This is a genomic window from Edwardsiella sp. EA181011, from assembly GCF_000800725.1.
Lineage (GTDB): Bacteria > Pseudomonadota > Gammaproteobacteria > Enterobacterales > Enterobacteriaceae > Edwardsiella > Edwardsiella anguillarum.
Genome location: NZ_CP011364.1, coordinates 804304 through 821856, shown reverse-complemented (window position 1 = coordinate 821856; position 17553 = coordinate 804304). Strand labels below are relative to the sequence as shown.

General features: G+C 60.8%; 15 protein-coding genes. 8 read left to right on the top strand and 7 right to left on the bottom strand.

Going from position 1 to position 17553, the window contains the following annotated elements; genetic code table 11:
• The first annotated feature begins 65 nt into the window (after positions 1-65).
• The 5 genes from QY76_RS03695 to QY76_RS03675 are packed head-to-tail and all read left to right on the top strand — an operon-like array spanning position 66 to position 5770.
• Complete coding sequence (locus QY76_RS03695; RefSeq protein WP_045426024.1) at positions 66-1562, top strand: sugar ABC transporter ATP-binding protein; 1497 nt, start codon at positions 66-68, stop codon at positions 1560-1562.
• Positions 1555-2544: an ABC transporter permease gene (locus tag QY76_RS03690; RefSeq protein ID WP_034163987.1), complete on the top strand. Its 990-nt coding sequence runs from the start codon at positions 1555-1557 to the stop codon at positions 2542-2544. Before QY76_RS03695 ends, QY76_RS03690 begins: the two co-directional genes overlap by 8 nt.
• Before the next feature lies 1 nt (position 2545).
• A complete protein-coding gene (locus QY76_RS03685) occupies positions 2546-3499 on the top strand; it encodes an ABC transporter permease (RefSeq protein ID WP_034163988.1) in 954 nt (317 codons plus the stop codon).
• A gap of 16 nt (positions 3500-3515) precedes the next feature.
• Complete coding sequence (locus QY76_RS03680) at positions 3516-5153, top strand: FGGY-family carbohydrate kinase (protein ID WP_034163989.1); 1638 nt, start codon at positions 3516-3518, stop codon at positions 5151-5153.
• Complete coding sequence (locus QY76_RS03675; RefSeq protein WP_045426021.1) at positions 5150-5770, top strand: SIS domain-containing protein; 621 nt, start codon at positions 5150-5152, stop codon at positions 5768-5770. Before QY76_RS03680 ends, QY76_RS03675 begins: the two co-directional genes overlap by 4 nt.
• On the opposite strand, the gene rsmJ is transcribed toward QY76_RS03675, so the two are convergent.
• From rsmJ to QY76_RS03660, 3 genes are all read right to left on the bottom strand, one after another.
• Positions 5752-6504: a 16S rRNA (guanine(1516)-N(2))-methyltransferase RsmJ gene (rsmJ, locus tag QY76_RS03670; protein WP_045426018.1), complete on the bottom strand. Its 753-nt coding sequence runs from the start codon at positions 6502-6504 to the stop codon at positions 5752-5754. The genes QY76_RS03675 and rsmJ overlap by 19 nt on opposite strands.
• Positions 6504-8546 (bottom strand): oligopeptidase A, encoded by a 2043-nt coding sequence (gene prlC, locus QY76_RS03665; RefSeq protein ID WP_034163993.1) that lies wholly within the window; start codon positions 8544-8546, stop codon positions 6504-6506. The genes rsmJ and prlC overlap by 1 nt, the downstream gene beginning before the upstream one ends.
• Positions 8547-8688: 142 nt before the next feature.
• Positions 8689-9162: an HIT family protein gene (locus QY76_RS03660; RefSeq protein ID WP_045426015.1), complete on the bottom strand. Its 474-nt coding sequence runs from the start codon at positions 9160-9162 to the stop codon at positions 8689-8691.
• A gap of 165 nt (positions 9163-9327) precedes the next feature.
• Between QY76_RS03660 and QY76_RS03655 the strand changes: the two genes are divergently transcribed.
• Together QY76_RS03655 and gorA are read left to right on the top strand one after the other, a co-directional pair.
• Entirely contained in the window at positions 9328-10170 is an 843-nt protein-coding gene (locus QY76_RS03655; protein ID WP_034163995.1) for a 23S rRNA (adenine(2030)-N(6))-methyltransferase RlmJ, read from the top strand.
• Positions 10171-10347: 177 nt separating this feature from the next.
• Positions 10348-11700 (top strand): glutathione-disulfide reductase, encoded by a 1353-nt coding sequence (gene gorA / locus QY76_RS03650; protein ID WP_045426012.1) that lies wholly within the window; start codon positions 10348-10350, stop codon positions 11698-11700.
• A 66-nt stretch (positions 11701-11766) separates the two neighbouring features.
• Here the strand turns inward: gorA and QY76_RS03645 are convergent, their stop codons facing one another.
• Together QY76_RS03645 and QY76_RS03640 are read right to left on the bottom strand one after the other, a co-directional pair.
• Positions 11767-13350 carry a methyl-accepting chemotaxis protein gene (locus QY76_RS03645; RefSeq protein WP_045426009.1) on the bottom strand — a complete coding sequence of 528 codons (1584 nt, stop codon included), beginning with the start codon at positions 13348-13350 and terminating at the stop codon, positions 11767-11769.
• A 311-nt stretch (positions 13351-13661) separates the two neighbouring features.
• A complete protein-coding gene (locus tag QY76_RS03640) occupies positions 13662-14033 on the bottom strand; it encodes a short-chain dehydrogenase (RefSeq protein ID WP_117026438.1) in 372 nt (123 codons plus the stop codon).
• A 215-nt stretch (positions 14034-14248) separates the two neighbouring features.
• Here QY76_RS03640 and ddlA point away from each other — a divergent pair, with 215 nt between their 5' ends.
• Entirely contained in the window at positions 14249-15352 is a 1104-nt protein-coding gene (ddlA, locus tag QY76_RS03635) for a D-alanine--D-alanine ligase (protein ID WP_045426003.1), read from the top strand.
• Between the two features lie 36 nt (positions 15353-15388).
• Here ddlA and QY76_RS03630 read toward each other — a convergent pair whose 3' ends face one another.
• Complete coding sequence (locus QY76_RS03630) at positions 15389-15982, bottom strand: response regulator transcription factor (RefSeq protein WP_081854095.1); 594 nt, start codon at positions 15980-15982, stop codon at positions 15389-15391.
• A gap of 567 nt (positions 15983-16549) precedes the next feature.
• Complete coding sequence (locus QY76_RS03625) at positions 16550-17443, bottom strand: LysR family transcriptional regulator (protein ID WP_034164002.1); 894 nt, start codon at positions 17441-17443, stop codon at positions 16550-16552.
• Positions 17444-17553: the final 110 nt, after the last annotated feature.

Sequence of the window (17553 nt, the reverse complement as noted above, 5' to 3'; positions counted from 1 at the left end):
CAGGAATCTTTTCTCCATCGTTATACGACGACGCCCCTCCGGGGGCGTCCGGCGGAGTATTGCCCATGAACAGCAGCGCATTCATCACGCTTGAAAACATCAGTAAACAGTTTCCCGGCGTGCTGGCTCTGGATCGGGTCAGCCTGACGCTGAATAAAGGCGAGGTACACTGCCTGGCCGGCCAGAACGGCTGTGGCAAAAGTACCATCATCAAAATCATCTCCGGCGTCTATCAGCCGGAAAAGGGAGCCCGCCTCCTGATCGACGGCAAACTGTTCCACCAGCTCACCCCCCCACTCTCCGCCCACTACGGCGTGCAGGTTATCTATCAAGACCTGTCGCTGTTTCCCAACTTCAGCGTGGCGGAAAACATCGCCATTCATCGCTACCAGCCGGGCGGCGATCTGTGGGTCCGCCGCCGCGCCATGCGGCAGCAGGCGCTGGCGGCGATGCAGCGCATCGGCGTGACGCTCGATCCGGACAAGAAGGTGGAAAAGCTGTCGATCGCCGATCGCCAGCTGGTCGCCATCTGCCGCGCCATCGCCGCCGATGCCCGACTGGTGATCATGGATGAGCCCACCGCCTCCCTGACCCGCCAGGAGGTCAACGGTCTGCTGCGCGTAGTCAATGAGCTGAAGAGCGCGGGAATTTGCGTGGTCTTCGTCAGCCACCGTCTGGATGAGGTGATGGAGGTGGCCGATCGCATCAGCGTGATGCGCGACGGCAAGCTGGTCGGCACCTGGCCCGCCAGCGAGCTGGACAGCCACGAGCTGGCCTTCCTGATGACCGGCCAGCGCTTCCACTATACGCCGCTGCCGGCCTACGATGCCCCAGCGGCTGCGCCGCGCCTGGCGCTGCGTAACCTCACCCGGCATGGCAAGTACCACGATATCAGCCTGACGCTGCATCAGGGCGAGATCGTCTCCATCGTCGGCCTGCTGGGCGCCGGACGCACGGAGCTGTGCCTGAGCCTGTTCGGCATGACCCGTCCTGACAGCGGCGAGATCCGCATCGACGGCCAGACGGTCACCCTGAACGGCAACCGCGACGCCATCCGCCACGGTATCGGCTACGTGTCGGAGGATCGCCTGACTCAGGGGCTGATTATGGATCAGTCGATCTATGACAACACCATCGTCACCGTCTTCGACCAGCTGCACACCAAGGCCGGGCTGCTCGATCATCACCGTGCCAATGCGCTGGTTCAGCGGCTGATCCGTGAGTTGAATATCAAGGTGGCCGACAGCGCGCTGCCGGTCAAGACGCTCTCCGGCGGCAATGCGCAGCGCATCGCCATCGCCAAGTGGGTCGCGACCCGCCCCCGCATTCTGATCCTCGACTCGCCGACCGTTGGTGTCGATATCGCCAATAAAGAGGGGATCTACCAGATCGCCCGCGATCTGGCGCAGCAGGGCATGGCGGTGCTGATGATCTGCGACGAGATCCCGGAGGCCTATTACAACAGCCACCGTATCCTGGTGATGCGCCGGGGCGCCCTGGTGGCCGAATTTTTACCGCAGCGCTGCTGCGAACAGGATATTGCCGAGGTGGTCAATGCATAACGCCTTCCTTTCCCGCCTGACGGGGCGACACGAAGCCTATCTCGGGCTGCTGGTCATCGCCCTGGCGCTGGGCCTCACGCTGGCGACCGATGAATTCTTCTCGCTGGGCAACCTGACCGACGTTGCCACCAGCTACGCCATTCTCGGGATCCTCGCCTGCGGTCTGTTCGTGGTGCTGATCGCCGGCGGGATCGATATCTCCTTCCCGGCGATGACCGCCATCGCCCAGTACGTGATGGCCAGCTGGATCATCACCCACGGCGGCAGCTTTCCGCTGGCCTTCGTCATGGCCATCGCCGTGGGGCTGCTGCTGGGGCTGTGTAACGGCTTCCTGGTCTACTGGCTGCGGGTGCCGGCGATCATCATTACCATCGCCACCCTGAATCTCTACTATGGGCTGCTGGTCTACCTGACCAAGGGCACCTGGCTATACGGTTTTCCCGACTGGTTTATGGAGGGGGTCAACTACCTCTCCTTTACCGGCACAGACGGCTATGACTATGGCCTAACGTTGCCGCTGCTGTGCCTGGGCGGTACCGTCGCGCTGACCGCCGTGCTGATGAACCACACCCGCCTCGGGCGTCAGATCTATGCCATGGGCGGCAACCGCGACGCCGCCTCCCGCCTGGGCATGAACCTGCTGCGTCTGCACTTCTATGTCTACGGCTATATGGGGATCCTGGCCGGCATTGCGGCGGTGGTACAGGCGCAGATCACCCAGTCGGTGGCGCCTAACTCGCTGCTCGGCTTTGAGCTGACGGTGCTGGCGGCGGTGGTGCTCGGCGGCACCAGCATGGCGGGCGGGCGCGGTACCCTCACCGGTACCCTGCTGGGAGTCATTCTGCTGGCCTTTTTGCAGAACGGTCTGACGCTGCTCGGCGTCTCCTCCTACTGGCATACGGTACTCAGCGGGCTGATCATCCTGATCAGCATCAGCAGCACCGCCTGGAACGAAAAACGCAAACTGGCCAAGGAGCTATAGCATGAACGCCTTTGCGCGCCTGCTGCCTGGCGATCGCATCATTCGCCTGCAGTGCCTGATCATCGTTGTCGTCGCGCTGCTGTTTTCCGCGCTGCTCGGCACCCGCTTCTTCAGCGTAGCCAACTTTCAATCCATCGCCTCCCAGCTGCCGATCCTGGGCATGTTGGCGCTCGGTATGGGCGTGACTATGCTGACCGGCGGCATTAACCTGTCGATCATCGCCGGCGCCAACGCCTGCTCGCTGGTCATGGCCGCCATTATCGTCAGCCATCCCGAGCAGCCGGCCTTCCTGGTGCTGGCGCTGCTGGCGGGTCTACTGGTGGCCGTCGCGATCGGCGCACTCAACGGCGCCCTGATCGCCTGGGTCGGCGTGTCGCCGATCCTGGCGACGCTGGGCACCATGACGCTGCTCACCGGACTCAATATCCTGCTCTCCAACGGCGCGGTGATCGCCGGCTTCCCGCCGCTGATCCAGCAGCTCGGCAGCGCCACCCTGCTGGGGATCCCCCTGGCCATGCTGCTGTTTCTGGCCGTCGCCGCCGCGCTGTGGCTCCTGCTGGAGCACACCACTTTGGGACGCAGCCTGTATCTGATCGGCTCCAACCAGCAGGCGACCCGTTTCAGCGGGGTAGACACCGCCCGCGTACAGATCGCCGTCTATATCATTTCGGCCCTGCTCGGCTGGGCCGCGGCGCTGTTGATGATGGCCAAGTTCAACTCGGCCAAGGCCGGCTACGGGGAGTCCTATCTGCTGGTCACCATTCTGGCCTCGGTGCTCGGCGGGATTAACCCGGACGGCGGATTTGGCCGTATTCTGGGGCTGGTGCTGGCGCTGATCGTGCTGCAGATGCTGGAGAGCGGGCTCAATTTGCTGGGCGTCAGCAGCTATCTGACCATGGCCCTGTGGGGCGGTGTGCTGATCCTGTTTATTGCATTACAGAATCGAACAGCCTGATTTCAGGAGAAAATTCATGGCAAGCTACTTTATTGGCGTAGATGTGGGAACCGGAAGCGCTCGCGCCGGTGTCTTTGACCTCAGCGGGCGCATGGTCGGCCAGGCAACGCGCGAAATCGACCTCTACCGTCCCCAGGCCGACTTTGTCGAACAGTCGTCCGACAACATCTGGCAGGCGGTGTGTAACGCGGTGCGCGACGCCGTGAGCCAGGCCGACATTAACCCAATTCAAATCAAAGGGATGGGATTCGATGCCACCTGTTCGCTGGTGGTGCTGGACAGCGAAGGCAAACCGCTGACCATCAGCCCCTCCGGGCGCAGCGAGCAGAACATCATCGTCTGGATGGATCACCGCGCCATCGCCCAGGCGCAGCGCATCAACACCACCCACCACCGGGTGCTGGACTTCGTCGGCGGTATCATCTCGCCGGAAATGCAGACACCCAAGCTGCTGTGGTTAAAACAGCATATGCCGACCACCTGGGCCAATGCAGGCTACTTCTTTGACCTTCCAGACTTTTTAACCTGGCGCGCCACTCAGGATGACACCCGCTCCCTCTGCTCCACCGTATGCAAGTGGACCTATCTGGGACACGAAAACCGCTGGGATGAGAGCTATTTCCGCGAAATCGGGCTGGAGGATCTGCTGGCGCACGATGCCGCCAAGATCGGCCGTGAAGTCAAAACCATGGGAGAGCCGTTGGGCTATGGCCTAACCGAGCGCGCGGCGCGAGAGATGGGCCTGATCCCCGGCACGGCGGTCAGCGTCTCGATCATCGACGCCCATGCCGGTACGCTGGGAACCCTGGGCGCCAGCGGCGTCAGCGGTGACCTGGCCGACTTCGATCGCCGCATCGCCCTGATCGGCGGCACCTCCACCGGCCATATGGCCATGTCGCCCACCGCGCGCTTTATTGGCGGCGTATGGGGGCCTTACTATTCGGCAATCCTGCCGGGCTACTGGCTGAACGAGGGGGGACAGTCAGCGACCGGCGCCCTGATCGATCACGTCATCCAGTCCCATCCCTGCTACGCCCCGCTGCTGGCGCAGGCCAAGTCCAACGGCCAGACCATCTATGAAGTGCTCAACGCCCTGCTACGCAAAATGGCGGGAGAGCCGGAAAACATCGCGTTCCTGACCCGTGATATCCACGTTCTGCCCTATTTTCACGGTAACCGCTCGCCGCGCGCCGACCCGACCCTGAGCGGCGTCATGAGCGGTCTGAAGCTGTCACGAACCCCGGAGGATCTGGCTCTACAGTATCTGGCGACCATCCAGGCGATCGCGCTGGGTACCCGCCACATCATCGAAACGATGAACCAGAGCGGCTACCGCATCGACACCATCATGGCCAGCGGCGGCGGCACCAAGAACCCGATCTTCGTTCAGGAGCACGCCAACGCCACCGGCTGCGCCATGCTGCTGCCCGTCGAGGGCGAAGCGATGCTGCTGGGCGGCGCCATGATGGGCACCGTCGCGGCCGGCGTCTTTGACACTCTGCCGGAGGCGATGGGTGCCATGAGCCGCATCGGCAAGACCGTAACGCCGCAGACCAACAGCATCAAGCGCTACTATGATCGCAAATACCGGGTGTTCCATGAAATGTATCAGGACCATATGAAGTATCGCCAGCTGATGCAGGAGGCAGAATGACAGCACAATGGCATCAGGCGCAGGCTGCCTGGCAAATCTATAGCGCCGAGCTGACACAGCTGGCGCAGCGGCTGGACGCCGAGCAGTGGCAGCAGCTGCTGGATCGGCTCGACGGCTGTCGTGGCAAGATCGTGGTCAGCGGCGTCGGTACCTCGGGGATCGCCGCACGTAAAGTCGCGCACATGCTGGCCTGCGTGGAGCGCCCGGCCATCTACCTCAGCGCCACCGACGCGGCCCATGGCGACCTTGGCTTTCTGCGCGGCGACGATCTGGTGATCCTCATCTCGCGCGGCGGCAATTCCGACGAACTGACGCGCCTGCTGCCGGCGCTACAGGCAAAGGGGGTTCCCCTGATCGCCGTCACGGAGAATCCGCACTCGGCCATCGCCCGCGCGGCGCAGCTGACGCTGGCGACCGGGGTACAGCGCGAGATAGACCCGCTCAACATGCTGGCCACCACCTCCATCATCTTGGTGTTGGCCCTGTTCGATGCCGCCTGCGCCTGTCTGATGCAGCGCAGCGGCTACGATCGCCATACGCTGCTGAGCGTGCATCCCGGCGGAGACGTGGGGCTAAGCCTGCGCCGTAGCGCGGACGATCAGGCTAGCGGCGCGTAGATATCGAAGCGGTGGCTTTTGGTCAGGGTCGCGTTAGGGGTCGCGACGCCGGCCAACGGCGGCGCATAGTCTGGCCGCTTGACCACCACCCGCTTGGTCGCCAAACGGCGCGCCGGCGCCAGCAGGGCGTCGGCGTCGTCATCGGCGCCGACCAGCGCCTGAAACACCCGCATCTCTTTCTTCACCAGCGCACTTTTCTGCCGGTGAGGAAACATCGGATCGAGATAGACCACCTCGGGGCGGGGCGTCAATGTCGCCAACGCCTCGATACTGGAGGCGTGCAGCAGGGTCAGGCGCTCGCGCAGCCAGGGGCCGATCTCCGCATCGGCATAGCCGCGCTGGAGACCATCGTCCAACAACGCCGCCACCACGGGATGACGCTCTAACATGCGCACCCGACAGCCCAGCGCAGCCAACACGAAAGCGTCACGCCCCAGACCGGCGGTGGCATCGACCACATCGGGTAGGTAGCCGCCTTTGATGCCAACCGCCTTGGCCACCGCCTCACCGCGCCCGCCGCCAAAGCGGCGACGGTGCGCCAGCGTCCCGCCGACGAAGTCGACGAAAATGGCCCCCAGCTTCGGCTCGTCCAGCTTGCGCAGCTCCAGGCGCTGCGGCGTCAGCACCAGCGCCAGTACAGCGTCGGCGTCATGACACAGCTCCCAGCGCTGCGCCAGCGCGCTCAGCGCCGCCGCATCGGCACCCTCCTCCGCCAGCAGCTGAACCGTCGCCATCAGCCCTTGATCCCGTAATGACGCAGCATGGCATCGATCTGCGGCTCACGCCCGCGGAACGCTTTAAACAGGGTCATCGGCTCATCGGAGCCCCCCTGCGATAGCACGTTATCCAAGAAGGCACGCCCGGTATCAACGTTAAAGATCCCCTCCTCCTCAAAGCGGGAGAAAGCGTCCGCCGACAGCAGCTCAGCCCATAGATAGCTGTAGTAGCCGGCCGCATAGCCGCCGGCGAAGATGTGGCTAAACGCGTGCGGGAAACGCCCCCACTCCGGCGACGGCACGACCGCCACCAGCGCCTTGACCTGACGCAGGGTCTCCAGAATCTGCGCGCCCTGCGACGGGTCGAATTCGGTGTGCAGACGGAAATCAAACAGCCCGAACTCCAGCTGGCGCAGAATAAACAGCGCGGACTGATAGTTCTTGGCCGCCAGCATCCGATCCAGCATCGCCTGCGGCAGCGGCTCGCCGCTCTGATAATGCCCGGAGATAAAGGCCAGCGCCTCCGGCTCCCAGCACCAGTTCTCCATAAACTGGCTCGGCAGCTCGACCGCATCCCACGGCACCCCGTTTATCCCGGAAACCCCCGGGGTTTCGATACGGGTCAGCATGTGGTGCAGGCCGTGGCCAAACTCGTGGAACAGCGTGGTCACTTCGCCGTGGGTAAACAGCGCCGGGCTATCGCCCAGTGGACGGTTAAAGTTACAGGTCAGGTAGGCCACCGGCTTCTGCAGGCTGCCGTCGGCGCGGCGCAGACGCCCGGCGCAGTCGTCCATCCAGGCGCCGCCGCGCTTGTGTTCGCGCGCGTACAGATCCAGATAGAAGCTGCCGCACAGCTCACCGTCGCTGCCGTACAGCTCAAAGAAACGCACCTCCGGGTGCCAGACATCCACGTCGTGACGCTCTTTGGCCGTAATACCATAGATGCGATGCACCACCTCAAACAGCCCGCTCAGCACCGTCGGCTCGGGGAAGTAGGGGCGCAGCTCCTCGTCGCTGATGGCGTAGAGATGCTGCTTCTGTTTCTCGCTGTAGTAGGTGATGTCCCAGGGTGCCAGCTCGCTGACGCCATAGTGGCGCAGGGCGAAGGCGCTGAGCTGCTCCAGCTCCGCCGCCCCCTGTTTATGGGCGCGCTGCGCCAGATCGTTGAGGAACCCCAGCACCTGCTGCGGATTTTCAGCCATCTTGGTCGCCAGCGACTTGTCGGCGTAGCTGGCAAAGCCCAGCAGCTGAGCCAGCTCATGGCGCAGCGCCAGCGTCTCGTTCATGATGGCGCCGTTGTCCCATTCACCTGCGTTCGGCCCCTGATCGGAGGCTCGGGTGGTAAAGGCGCGGTACATCTCATAGCGCAGTTCGCGGTTGTCGGCATAGGTCATCACCGGCAGGTAGCTCGGCATATCCAGCGTCAACAGCCACCCCTGCTGGCCACGTGACGATGCCAGCTCATGGGCCGCCGCCAGCGCGCTCTCCGGCAGGCCGGCCAGCGCCGCCTTCTCCGTCATCAGCTTGCTCCAGCCCATGGTCGCATCCAGCACATTGTTGCTGAAGGCGGAGCCCAGCTCGGACAGGCGCATGACGATTTCGCCGTAGCGCTTCTGCGCCTCCGGCGGCAGGCCGATACCGGACAGCTCAAAGTCGCGCAGCGCATTATCCACCGCCCGCTTCTGGGCCTTGTCCAGCGCCATATAGCCCTCTCCCGCCTTCAGCTGGCGGTAGGCCTGATACAGCCCCTGATGCTGGCCGACCCAGGTACCGTACTCTGACAGCAGCGGCAGGCACTGCTCATAGGCCGCCCGCAGCTCCGGGCTGTTTTTTACCGCGTTGAGATGGCTGACCGGCGAAAAAATACGTCCCAAACGATCGTCGGCCTCGGCCAGCGGCTGTATCAGGTTCTCCCAGGTAAAGGGGCCGGGCTGCGCCACCACACGTTCCACCGCGGCACGGCAGTCGGCCAGCGCCGCGCTCACCGCCGGCACCACGTCCTGCGGCGTAATGCGAGAAAAGGGCGGAAGCACAAAGGGAGTCAGCAAAGGGTTGGTCATCAGCAAGTGTCCTATGGTCGGCAGGGCTGACGCAGCAGCCCTGAAATCGGGATATCCGCCGCGTGACGCCGCGGATAAAATAAGGCGTAATGAAGCTAGGATGGGGACTGCGGCGCAGAAAATCAATCTCTGCGCGCACGGTCTAGGGCGTCTCGGCGACCGCAACGCACCGAATATGCCGCGCCAGCTCGGCCAGTCGAGCGTCATCGGCGCGCTGGGCATCGTGGGAGGAGAGGTATCCTTCATAGCGGGTAAAGAAGCGCTGGCTACGCGCCTCTATCGGCCGCCATTCGTCCATATTGGCGGTGCCGTGCATCGGGAACAGCTTGCTGTGAACGTGATCCACGCCAAACCCCTCAAAGAACATGCCGCAGCGGCCCACGTCCTCAAAGGCGGCATCGAGCAGCCGCGCCACCTTCTTGGTCGCAAGCATCAGGCGGGTCAGCGCCTCATCAGGCATATCGAACGCATAGCTGGGATAATGGCGCTTGGGGATCACCACGCTGAACCCGTCCGTATTAGGATAGATAGACAGGAAGGCCAGATGCCCGTCATCTTCCCAGATCTTATGGCACGGCGCCTCGCCGCGCACGATTTGACAAAAAATACAGCTCATCGTCTTCGCATCTCCTCAACGGCGGCGCGCGGGTTTATCACGCCTCGGCTCATGAAATGGGGTATACTTTATCCAATATCGCGCCACGCCGGTCTCTGCCTGCCACGGCCGCATCAGTCAGGCTTCATTTTTAACACGAACGACTCACCAGAAGCAAATCACCCTATGTTAAGTTACCGTCACAGTTTTCATGCCGGCAACCACGCCGACGTTCTTAAGCACACCGTCCAAAGCCTGATCATCGCGGCGCTGAAGGAGAAGGACAAACCGTTCCTGTACCTCGATACCCACGCCGGCGCCGGGCGCTATCTGCTCAGCGGCGAGCATGCCGAGAAGACCGGCGAGTACCTGGAGGGGATCGCCCGTCTATGGCAGCGCGACGATCTGCCGGAGGCGCTGACGCCGTATATGGACGCCGTGCGTCACTTCAACCGCTCCGGTCAACTGCGCTATTACCCCGGTTCTCCGCTGATCGCCCGTCAGCTGCTGCGCGAGCAGGATCGCCTGCACCTGAGCGAGCTGCATCCCAGCGACTTTCCGCTGCTGCGCGCCGAATTCCAGAAAGACGAGCGCGCCCGGGTCGTCCGTGAAAATGGCTATCAGCAGCTCAAGTCCCAGCTGCCGCCGGCGACACGGCGCGGCCTGATCCTGATCGACCCGCCCTATGAGCTGAAGAGCGACTATCAGGACGTGGTGAAAGGAATCCAGGAGGGGCACAAACGCTTTGCCACCGGCACCTATGCGCTGTGGTACCCGGTGGTGCTGCGTCAGAACATCAAGCGAATGATCCATGCCCTGGAGGAGACCGGCATCCGCCGTATCCTGCAGATTGAGCTGGCGGTACGCCCGGACAGCGATCAGCGCGGGATGACCGCCTCCGGGATGATCGTCATCAATCCACCGTGGAAACTGGAGGAGCAGATGCGTAGCCTGCTGCCCTGGCTGCACCAAGCGCTAGTTCCGCAGGGAACCGGCCACGCCAGCGTCAGCTGGATCGTCCCAGAGTAATTCCACGCGCTTCATACGGAATTTGTGCCCTGCCGACGGCAAGATTTTGCCGTCGGCCCACCGCAGCGTTACACTCCAGGGCAATCCTGCAAATAGCGGCGGTATCTCGCCATTCTGTCTCCGGCAGAGGGACATTGCGGGGCAAATCCGACTTGTTGATAACGCTGAGACATCCCTATGACTAAACATTATGACTATCTCGCCATCGGCGGCGGCAGCGGCGGTATCGCCTCCATCAACCGCGCGGCGACGTACGGCCGCAGGTGCGCGCTGATCGAAGCCAAAGCGCTGGGCGGCACCTGTGTCAACGTGGGCTGCGTACCGAAAAAAGTGATGTGGCACGCCGCGCAGATCGCCGAGGCCATCAAGCTGTATGGCCCGGACTACGGCTTTGATACCACGCTCAACCGCTTCGACTGGCAGCGCCTGATCGACAGCCGCAGCGCCTATATCGAGCGGATTCATCAGTCCTATCAGCGCGGTCTGGGAAATAATAACGTCGACGTTATCCAAGGATTTGCCACCTTTATTGACGCCCACACGGTCGAGGTCAACGGCGAGCGCATCAGCGCCGACCATATCCTCATCGCCACCGGAGGACGGCCAGCGCGCCCGGATATCCCAGGCGCAGAATATGGCATCGACTCCGACGGCTTCTTTGCCCTTGACGCGCTGCCGCAGCGCGTCGCCATCGTCGGCGCGGGCTACATCGCAGTCGAGATCGCCGGGGTGCTCAACGCGCTGGGCGCCGAAACTCACCTGTTTGTCCGCAGGCATGCGCCGCTGCGCAGCTTCGACAGCCTGATCGTCGATACTCTGCTGGAGGTGATGCACAGCGAAGGGCCTCAGCTGCACACCCACAGCGTGCCGCAGTCGGTGGTTAAGCACGCGGACGGCAGCCTGACGCTAACGCTGGAAAATGGCCATAGCCAGACCGTCGATTGCCTGATCTGGGCCATTGGCCGCGATCCGAATACCGACCGCCTCAACCTGGAGGCCGCCGGGGTCGCCACCGACGCCAACGGCTATATTCCGGTGGATGCGTTCCAGAATACCAACGTTCCCGGCATCTACGCCGTCGGGGACAATACCGGCGCCGTCGAGCTGACGCCGGTCGCCGTCGCCGCCGGGCGCCGCCTCTCTGAGCGTCTGTTCAACAACAAGCCGCAGGAGCACCTGGACTACAGCAATATTCCCACCGTGGTCTTCAGCCACCCGCCGATCGGCACCGTGGGACTGACCGAAGCGCAGGCGCGCGCGCAGTACGGCGATGAGCAGATTAAGGCCTACACCTCCTCATTTACCGCCATGTACAGCGCGGTCACCCAGCACCGTCAGCCGTGCCGCATGAAGCTGGTATGCCAGGGGGCGGATGAGCGGATCGTCGGGATCCACGGGATCGGCTTCGGTATGGATGAAATGCTGCAGGGCTTCGCCGTGGCGCTGAAGATGGGCGCGACCAAGCGGGACTTCGACAACACCGTGGCCATCCATCCGACGGCCTCGGAAGAGTTTGTTACCATGCGTTAAGCTCGGGGAACGTCATCAACGGGCCGGCCTATGCCGGCCCGTTTTATTTCATGTGAAGAGCAGCCATCAGGCCCTGGCTCCGCGGCCGGTGTTGTCCCCCGGCAGGGTAAAGAGAGCCACCGCCTGGGACAGGCCGCAGGCCCGCTCCTCCAGCGATGTGGCGGACGCGGCGGACTGCTGTACCAGCGCGGCGTTCTGCTGGGTGACCTGCTCCATCTCGCTCACCGCCTGACTCACCTGCGCGATCCCCAGGCTCTGTTCGTCAGAAGCCGCCGCGATCTCGGCAATAATCCCGGTGACCCGCTGAGCGGCCCCGACCACCGACTGCATCGTCTCTCCCGCCTGCGTCGCCTGCTGGGAGCCGGTATCGATGCGCCGAACCGAATCCTCGATCAGCGTGCGGATCTCACGCGCCGCCTGGGCGCTACGCTGAGCCAGGCTGCGCACCTCGCCGGCCACCACGGCAAAGCCACGCCCCTGCTCTCCGGCGCGCGCCGCCTCTACCGCCGCATTGAGCGCCAGAATATTGGTCTGGAAGGCAATGGAGTCAATCACCCCGGTAATGCTGGCGATTTTACGTGAGCTGTCGGCGATCTCGCCCATCGTCGTAACGACCTGGCCGACCTCTGTCCCGCCCTGATCCGCCGTAGCGGAGGCGCTGCTGGCCAGCTGGCTAGCCTGGCGAGCGTTATCGGCATTCTGACGCACCGTGGCCGTTAACTGCTCCATGCTGGCGGCCGTCTCCTCTAAAGCCGCCGCCTGCTGCTCGGTGCGCGACGACAGATCCGCATTGCCGACGGTAATGTCACCGCTGCCGTGCAGCAGGGCATCGGCGCCGCCGCGCACCTGGCCGACGATCGAAATCAATGCCTGCTGCATTTCGCTGATGCTGCGCGCCAGGCTCCCCAGCTCGTTGCGCCCACCCGCCAGCGTCGCCGACAGATCGCCGGCGGTCAGGCGGCGCAAATGCGCGTGCAGCTCGGCCAGCGGCCGCAGCAGGATCCCGCGCGCCGCCGCCCCGGCCAGGATGATTAACAGCACAACCGCCAGCGCGATCCCGGCCAATGTCCACACCATGCGCTCAAAGCTGCGCTGGTTGGCGTCGATCCCCTGCTGCAGCAGGCCGTGATTCTGGGCGCGCCACTGCGCATAAATCTCCGCCATGGCATCCTGCGCCGCCTGGGTTTCCAGGTTGCCGTAGGCCGGATAGTCGCCGGCGCGCAGATAGCGCGAGGAATCGCGCAGCAGGCTATACAGCGCCGTGAAACGACGCTCAACCTCCGCCGCGAGGGCGGCGTCCTGCCCGGGCAGCCGCGGCGCGGCGCGGTAGTTTTTGAAGTAGCCTTCGGCGCTGTCCAGCGACGCGTTCGCCGCATCCAGCAACGGGCCGATTTCAGCCTGCGCCACCCCGGCATTTTGCTGCTTCAGGTAGCGGATCGCGACCCGGTTAATGGTCACTCGCGTCATCACCAGCGTCTGCCAGCCATCGGCCAGCTGCTCCTGCTGATAGCTCAGCGCCCGCGACTGCGAGAAGTTGTCCCGATCCTGCGCAATCGCCGTATAGAACAGACGCCCGGAAAGTCCCTGTAGCAGGGTAAATATAGCCAATAAGACGATAATCCCCGTAATAACCCTGACGTTTTTAAACATGCCGTTTCCTAAGTCCTTTAATGGTATGTATCTGACAAGGATATATCGGCAGGAGCGGGAGAAAATTCGCGATATTAATCACATAAACACATGTTCGGTGTTTTTTTTTAGTTTTAAAAACAGGGTAATATATTGTTTTTACCGAAAAATCATTCGGTTGCATAACGCCCTTGGCATAATCTCACCGCAGGCGGATAAGTCATTAAAATTATCAATTTAAATACAATAAGTTATGCTAAAACATATGGTTTTAATCCGGTTAATCAATTAAGTATAATTAAATTTATTAAAACCATCACTCATCGTTCAGTTTACTCGAGGGAATAGACGCACCCCGCCGGTGCATCAGGAGAGACGGTGCGCAGACGCGTCACCCGGATCACCCGATCGTAGTCAGCCGGAAAGCCTTCGCTGCCTTTCCCCTCATCCACCCCGTCGAACTCAACATACACGTGGGGATAGGGCTGGTTGAACCGGTTTCGCTGACCTGCTATTAGACTCTTCGCCGCGTGCAGCTGGTCATCGTTGTCATACAGCCAGGCATCGCGCCCGCCGCCGCAGGGCGTGAATCCACTCACCTCGAAGCCCTCGCTGTACATCCCGCGAAAAGCGGGCTCCGGCGTCGTATCGCTGCACCCCGCCAACAGCATCGCCAATCCCAGCATACATCCCGATCGTCTCATATCTCGCTCCTGCTCCGCACCATTTCGACAGCACCAGCATATGCCACTGCAGATTAACCGCGTATCAATCTCAGCGCACTCCGTACCGTTTCCGGCGCGCCCGCCCATAAAATGCGCCAATTTACGCGGGGAGCGGCGACAAAGGGTTGGCGTTTACCCGGTTCAGCGATATGGTGAAACCTATTTTATTTTTGGTGAGTTATACGGGTTGGGTAATGGCAAAAATTCACGTTGGCATCGTGTTCGGCGGGCAATCCTGCGAGCACGAGGTTTCTCTTCAATCAGCAAAAAATATTGTTGAAGCGATCGATAAATCACGTTTTGACGTGACGCTTATCGGCATTGACAAGCAGGGATACTGGCATCTGTGCGGCGGGCAGGACTACCTGAACCATGCCCAGGATCCACAGCACATCGCCCTGAATCATTCAGAACGCCGTCTGGCGGTAATCCCCGGCGCGATCCAGGGACAGCTGATCGATAGCATCAGCGGTGAACAGCTGCCCTCGCTGGACGTTATTTTTCCCATCGTACACGGTACCCAGGGCGAGGACGGCTGCCTGCAGGGCATGCTGAAAATGCTGAACCTGCCCTTCGTCGGCTCCGATGTCATCGGCTCCGCCGCCTGCATGGATAAAGAAGTGTGCAAACGCCTGCTGCGCGACGCGGGCCTGCCGATCACCCCCTTCGTCACGCTGACCCGTACCACGCAGGCCAACTACGACTATGAAACGCTGCGCAGCCAGCTGGGCGAGACGCTGTTTGTCAAGCCGGCCAACCAGGGCTCCTCCGTCGGTGTCAGCAAGGTTCGTAACGCAGATGAGTATCAGCGCGCGATTGCCGACGCGCTGCGCTTCGATCATAAGGTGATCGTCGAACGCGGCGTGGTTGGGCGTGAGATTGAATGCGCCATCCTCGGTAACCAGGCGGCACAGGCCAGCGTCTGTGGCGAGATCATCCTGCACAGCGACTTTTACTCATATGACAGCAAGTACATCAGCGCGCAGGGCGCTCAGGTCGTTGTGCCGGCGGCGATGACGCCCGAGGTCAGCGAGCGTGTCCGCCATACTGCCCTACGCGCGTTTCAGGCGCTGGAGTGCCGCGGTCTGGCGCGCGTCGATGTCTTCCTGACCGCAGAGAATGAAGTCATTATCAATGAGATCAACACGCTGCCTGGGTTTACCAATATCAGCATGTATCCCAAGCTGTGGCAGGCCAGCGGTATCGGCTACCAGGCGCTGATCACCCGGCTGATCGAGCTGGCGCTAGAGCGCCACCGCGCGGACAGCCAGCTGTGCCGGGCGACGGGCAGCCTCTAATCCTGCGCTTCAGGGCCTGCGTTGCAGGCTCTTTTTTTACGAGATATCGTGAATAAAGCTTAAGAAATCGCTCTTACGCAGCAGCGACAGCTTCTCCCGGAACTGACGAAGCTTGCTGTAGACTGATTTATCGGCCGTATGCATCTTGGCCGCGATGCACTTCACTCGGACTCCACTCATCATATTATCCAGAATGGTGAATGTCTCCTCCGTCACCCGTCCCGGTCCATTAGACGACATAAACGTCTGTCTCACCTGCGGGGTGATGAACCGCTGTCCGCTCAGGATCTGGCGCAGGGCCCCTTCGATGGCGCTCAGGGGCGCCTTTTTATGGATAAAGCTGGCGTTATCGATCAGCCGCAGAAAATTAAGGATATGCGCGGGCTGCCGCGCGGTCCAAAACACCACCCGATAGGCCTGATAGCCGGACTGCGCCGCCAAATTGCGCACCAGCTGAAACAGTGAGTGGCTCTGGCTGTTCAGATCGATAAACAGCATTCTTTCACGTCGATCGTCCAGTACGGCGCCCTGTCCTCTCGGCGCAATGTGCGACAGCAGCGCGCGAACGCCGGAAATAAACATCTCATCGCCGGAGAGGATGTGAATCGCTGCGCGATCGGTGTTAATCATTGCCGCTTCAGATAAACACGTTGATAATGAATGCATAATCTTATCCCTGTCGATACCAGAATGGTGAGTTACCCTTATCGGACGCTGAGAGAACCGCCAAAGCGCGTCAGCGGCATAAACTGACCAAAATGGTGAAGCTTGACTAACGGGTATATAGGGATCGCACCAATTGTTATCCTCTATCGATGCATCTCTATTACTTTACCCGCGATATCAAATACCGTTTAACTGCATATTATTATGCTATTTAAAATCAGCCGTACGTGATACAACAACACTCCCTTTCGAAAATACACTTTGCACAAATCGAAAAGTGATTGAGTTAATCGGATAAAACCCTACACAGAACAGTCAACCATGAGCCGCACGGGGCTTCATATTGACAGCGATGATTAACATTAAGTGTATAATAATGTTTCCCATTTCTATGGCGCCGATAATAAATTAGACAAACCAGAACCACCATCGTAATGACGGTGCACGCCAGGAGATGGATAAATAAAAGGATGGGGGTCATTAAGAAATGAAAAAACAGGCGGTAGCCTATTTTTTCATTGCGTAGGGGAACTACTCTCCGCCGCGGGTATGTAGAATATCTATCAATTCGATAATGCAGGGATCGGTCGTCCGACTTTTATGATAGTGCGCATATAGGGTTCCCGTGGAGCGTCCCAGGGGGTGATCCAATACCTGAATCTCAACCAGACGCGCAAACTCCTGGGCAAACCCCTTGCCACACAGCAGGACATAATCGCTGGAGGCCACCATCATCATCAGATTCAGCAGCGATGAGCTGGAGTAGATCGGCGCCTTGCGATGGGGATTAAGCACCTCATCATCCTCAAACAGCGATGGCCACATCGTCAAGCTCAGATAGTCCTCCTGCGCCAGCTGCTCCAGCGTAAACCCCGGGCCGATGCGGGGATGCCCCACCCGACACAGCACCGCGGGCTGTACATCGAATACGGGCACATTGGTAATCATCCAGTCTGCGTATTTCTGCGGCGTAAAGCTGATATCGATTTTCCGCGAGCGCAGCCGACTGATATCCCGGGTTAAATCACCATCATGGGCTTCCGTCATCAGCGCCACACTGTCAAATGGATAATGGTAACGCTGCAGCAAACGGGTCAGATAAAACTCCAGCAGCGGGGACATACTGAGCTTTAATCGGGTCTGACGACGATCGCCCTGATGAATACCATTGGTTAGATTCGCGGCGTTCTGAATATTATTTAATGCCTGCGCCAGATTAGGCGTAATATTGTACGCCAACGCCGTCGGCTCTAACCCTTGCTTGGTCCGGATAAACAGCGGATCGTTAAATGCGTCACGCATTTTTTTCAGAGCGCGGCTAATCGAAGCCGTAGAGCTGTCCAACAACTCTGCAGCCAATGTCACACTACGCGTATCCATCACGGTCAGAAAAGTCCGGATAACACTCACATCAACATCGAGCATATTTTTACCTTTGGTCGGCTACCGAGCAGGATCCGCATATTGAAACGGCCATTGTAAATTCATGCTATTTTTTATGCAATTACCCTATGCGGGCGACAGAGTTCATCGTT

What these genes read in the sequence shown, in the direction of transcription:
- QY76_RS03685 (WP_034163988.1), top strand. Translation starts at nt 2,546, where the DNA reads ATGAACGCCTTTGCGCGCCTGCTGCCTGGCGATCGCATCATTCGCCTG.
- QY76_RS03625 (WP_034164002.1), bottom strand. Translation starts at nt 17,443, where the DNA reads ATGCTCGATGTTGATGTGAGTGTTATCCGGACTTTTCTGACCGTGATG.
- QY76_RS03640 (WP_117026438.1), bottom strand. Translation starts at nt 14,033, where the DNA reads ATGAGACGATCGGGATGTATGCTGGGATTGGCGATGCTGTTGGCGGGG.
- QY76_RS03690 (WP_034163987.1), top strand. Translation starts at nt 1,555, where the DNA reads ATGCATAACGCCTTCCTTTCCCGCCTGACGGGGCGACACGAAGCCTAT.
- QY76_RS03680 (WP_034163989.1), top strand. Translation starts at nt 3,516, where the DNA reads ATGGCAAGCTACTTTATTGGCGTAGATGTGGGAACCGGAAGCGCTCGC.
- prlC (WP_034163993.1), bottom strand. Translation starts at nt 8,546, where the DNA reads ATGACCAACCCTTTGCTGACTCCCTTTGTGCTTCCGCCCTTTTCTCGC.
- ddlA (WP_045426003.1), top strand. Translation starts at nt 14,249, where the DNA reads ATGGCAAAAATTCACGTTGGCATCGTGTTCGGCGGGCAATCCTGCGAG.
- QY76_RS03645 (WP_045426009.1), bottom strand. Translation starts at nt 13,350, where the DNA reads ATGTTTAAAAACGTCAGGGTTATTACGGGGATTATCGTCTTATTGGCT.
- QY76_RS03660 (WP_045426015.1), bottom strand. Translation starts at nt 9,162, where the DNA reads ATGAGCTGTATTTTTTGTCAAATCGTGCGCGGCGAGGCGCCGTGCCAT.
- QY76_RS03695 (WP_045426024.1), top strand. Translation starts at nt 66, where the DNA reads ATGAACAGCAGCGCATTCATCACGCTTGAAAACATCAGTAAACAGTTT.
- gorA (WP_045426012.1), top strand. Translation starts at nt 10,348, where the DNA reads ATGACTAAACATTATGACTATCTCGCCATCGGCGGCGGCAGCGGCGGT.
- rsmJ (WP_045426018.1), bottom strand. Translation starts at nt 6,504, where the DNA reads ATGGCGACGGTTCAGCTGCTGGCGGAGGAGGGTGCCGATGCGGCGGCG.
- QY76_RS03655 (WP_034163995.1), top strand. Translation starts at nt 9,328, where the DNA reads ATGTTAAGTTACCGTCACAGTTTTCATGCCGGCAACCACGCCGACGTT.
- QY76_RS03630 (WP_081854095.1), bottom strand. Translation starts at nt 15,982, where the DNA reads ATGATTAACACCGATCGCGCAGCGATTCACATCCTCTCCGGCGATGAG.
- QY76_RS03675 (WP_045426021.1), top strand. Translation starts at nt 5,150, where the DNA reads ATGACAGCACAATGGCATCAGGCGCAGGCTGCCTGGCAAATCTATAGC.